At 56.6% G+C, this 2674-nt stretch carries 1 protein-coding gene; it reads left to right on the plus strand.

Translation table 11 applies throughout. From position 1 onward, the window contains the following. Positions 1-28 precede the first annotated feature (28 nt). A partial coding sequence (locus AC1DOC_RS28480; protein WP_478131002.1) for a glycosyltransferase occupies positions 29-2674 on the plus strand: 2646 nt, incomplete at its 3' end.

Consider the following 2674-nt stretch of genomic DNA (forward strand, 5'->3'; position numbering starts at 1 on the left):
TGCACACACGAGTGCGCTCGAGAACGCGTTGCAGCATCGTCAGGCGCAGGTCGACGAAATATTCAACTCCACGAGCTGGCGGGTCACCAAGTCTCTTCGATGGGCCGGCCTTCAGAAGGGACGGGTCGCTCGCGCGATCAAGCTGGTGCCGGTGCTCTCTCAACGCGCGGGCGGGTTCTCGAATCTGGCTCGCCGCGGCATTCAAGTGCTGAGTGAGTCTGGCTTGGGCGGCATACGCAGGTCTATTCGTGCCGTCGAAAATGGCCATCTGGTATCGAAAGCCTCTCCCGTGCCGGATTCCCTCGCTTCGGGTGGCGATCCATTCGAGGATGTTGCTCGCCAGATCTACGCTAGGCAACAGGCGGAGCTCGCCCCTCGCGAAATTTTTGGCTCCATCAAGAACTTCGAGCAAAGGCCTCTGATCTCCGTGATCATGCCGGTTTATAAAACGCCGGTGCAGTGGCTGAGCCGTGCCATCGAATCATTGCAGGAGCAGTTCTATGACAACTGGGAACTGTGTGCTGTGGATGATTGCTCACCGACTGCGGATCAACGAGAAATTTTGGAGCATTACGCGACGAACGATCCTCGCGTCCGCTATCGGGTACTTGAGAAGAACAGCGGCATTGCCGCAGCGTCTAACGCGGCGCTTGAGATGGCCCAAGGCGAATTCATTGCGTTGCTAGATCACGATGACGAGTTGCCGGGCGATGCGCTCTTCTGGATCGTGGATGCCATCAACAAGAATCCGGGTGTCGATTTCATCTACACCGACGAATGCAAGATCGACGATACGTCGGAGCGCCAACTTTCCCATTTTGTATTCAAGCCGGATTGGTCGCCGGRGATACTGTTCAACTCCATGTTGACAGGACACCTGACGGTTTACAAGAAGGATGCGGTCGATGCGCTGGGAGGCTTCCGCAGCCCGTATGACTTTTCGCAAGACTACGATCTCGCATTGCGAATGGCCGAAGTGGCGAAAAAGATCGTGCACGTAGAGCGGGTACTCTATCTCTGGCGTTCTATTCCGGGTTCTGCGGCAAGCGGTGGAAAGGATTTTGCACGCGAGTCCAACATTGCCGCGCTAGACGATGCGCTAGTCCGGCGTGGGATTCAGGGGAAAGCGATACCGCTGTCCTACGCCAACTACGTCAATGTCGCCGTGCCAAAGGCCGTCAAGGTTTCGATCGTCATTCCCTCGGATTCCTTCAGAAATCTTAAGCTCGCATTGAATGCGATTCTGGAGAAAACCGACTACCCGAACTACGAGGTAGTCGTCGTCTGCAACGGTCCGCTGGCGGAGCAACTCGAAGGCGAGTTCCGCAACTCGCCGGGCATCGTCTTTTTGCCGTACGACAAGAAATACAACTTCTCCGACAAGTGCAACGAAGGGGCGCGAGCGGCCACCGGCGAGATCGTGGTTTTCTACAACGACGATGTGTTTCCCGCCCAGCCCGATTGGATCGAAAAGCTGATCGAGTACCTCTCTGTACCGGGTGTCGGGGGCGTCTCACCCAAGCTGCTGCACGAGGATGAGACGATTCAATACGCGGGCATGATCTCGGGAACGCCCGGCCTTTGCGGTACGGCGTACAACAATATCCCAAGAGAAGCGAACGATTCGTTCCTCTCCATGCACAAGTACGTGCGCAACGTTTCCATCCTGTCGGGCGCATGCTGTGCGCTGAGGGCCGAAGTGTTCTGGCGTATTGGCGGCTTCGATGCAGTCAATACGCCCGATGGCCATTCGGACATGGATCTGAGCTACAAGCTGATAGAGGCGGGACATCGATGCGTCTACACGCCGTACGCTGTTCTTTATCACATCGGGAATCACTCCTGGGGCGCAAAATCCGTTAAATACAAAGCCGACATCTACATGTTGAAGCGCTGGGGCGCTTACGTTTCCAAGGATCCGAATTTCACGGATTCGATGAAAAAGGTGCTCTATCGAGATTTCCGGTTTGACTACAGAATTTTTGCATCGCACGTGGATGCAAATGCCACGTACACGGGCCCCGACGTGCTGTTCCTGTCGCACGAACTTTCGCTGACCGGGGCGCCTCGCATGCTCCTGTGCGCAGCGGTTGCGGTGTTGCGTAGTGGTGGCTTTCCCGTCGTGGTCGCACCGGAGGATGGCCCGATGCGAAAGGAATTGGAACAGGCGGGCGTGGTTGTGATCGTGGACCAGTCGCTTGCCGAACGGCATCCTCTCTTCGAGCGTTTTGCAAGGAACTTCGATGTTGTCGTCGTGAATACGATGGCCCTGCGCAACGTGGTCCGTCAACTCGAACTGATTGAAGACCTTGATGTGGTCTGGTGGTTGCACGAAGGACGCACGCTCGAAGCCACGTTGGAGGCAGAAACCGGAATCGACAGAACGCGCGTGCGGTTGCTTTGCGTCAGCGAGTACGCCCGCAGTTATCTGCCCCCCGGTTTTCGAGCCGATGTGCTCTATAACGGGATCCCGGACCGGAGCGGCGATATTCAGCAAAAGCCTCTGGCCGATCGGTGTACCTTCGTGCTTGCGGGAACGCTCGAAAAACGCAAAGGCCAAGACTTGTTCGTGGATGCCATCCTTCGGTTGCCGGAGGATGTACGCGTTTCCTGCCGGTTCTTGATGACTGGCACGCTCGGGGAACCGAACCTGCAGTTCTGGTCAAGCGTGTGC

This window comes from Variovorax sp. 01T439_2, assembly GCF_056398445.1.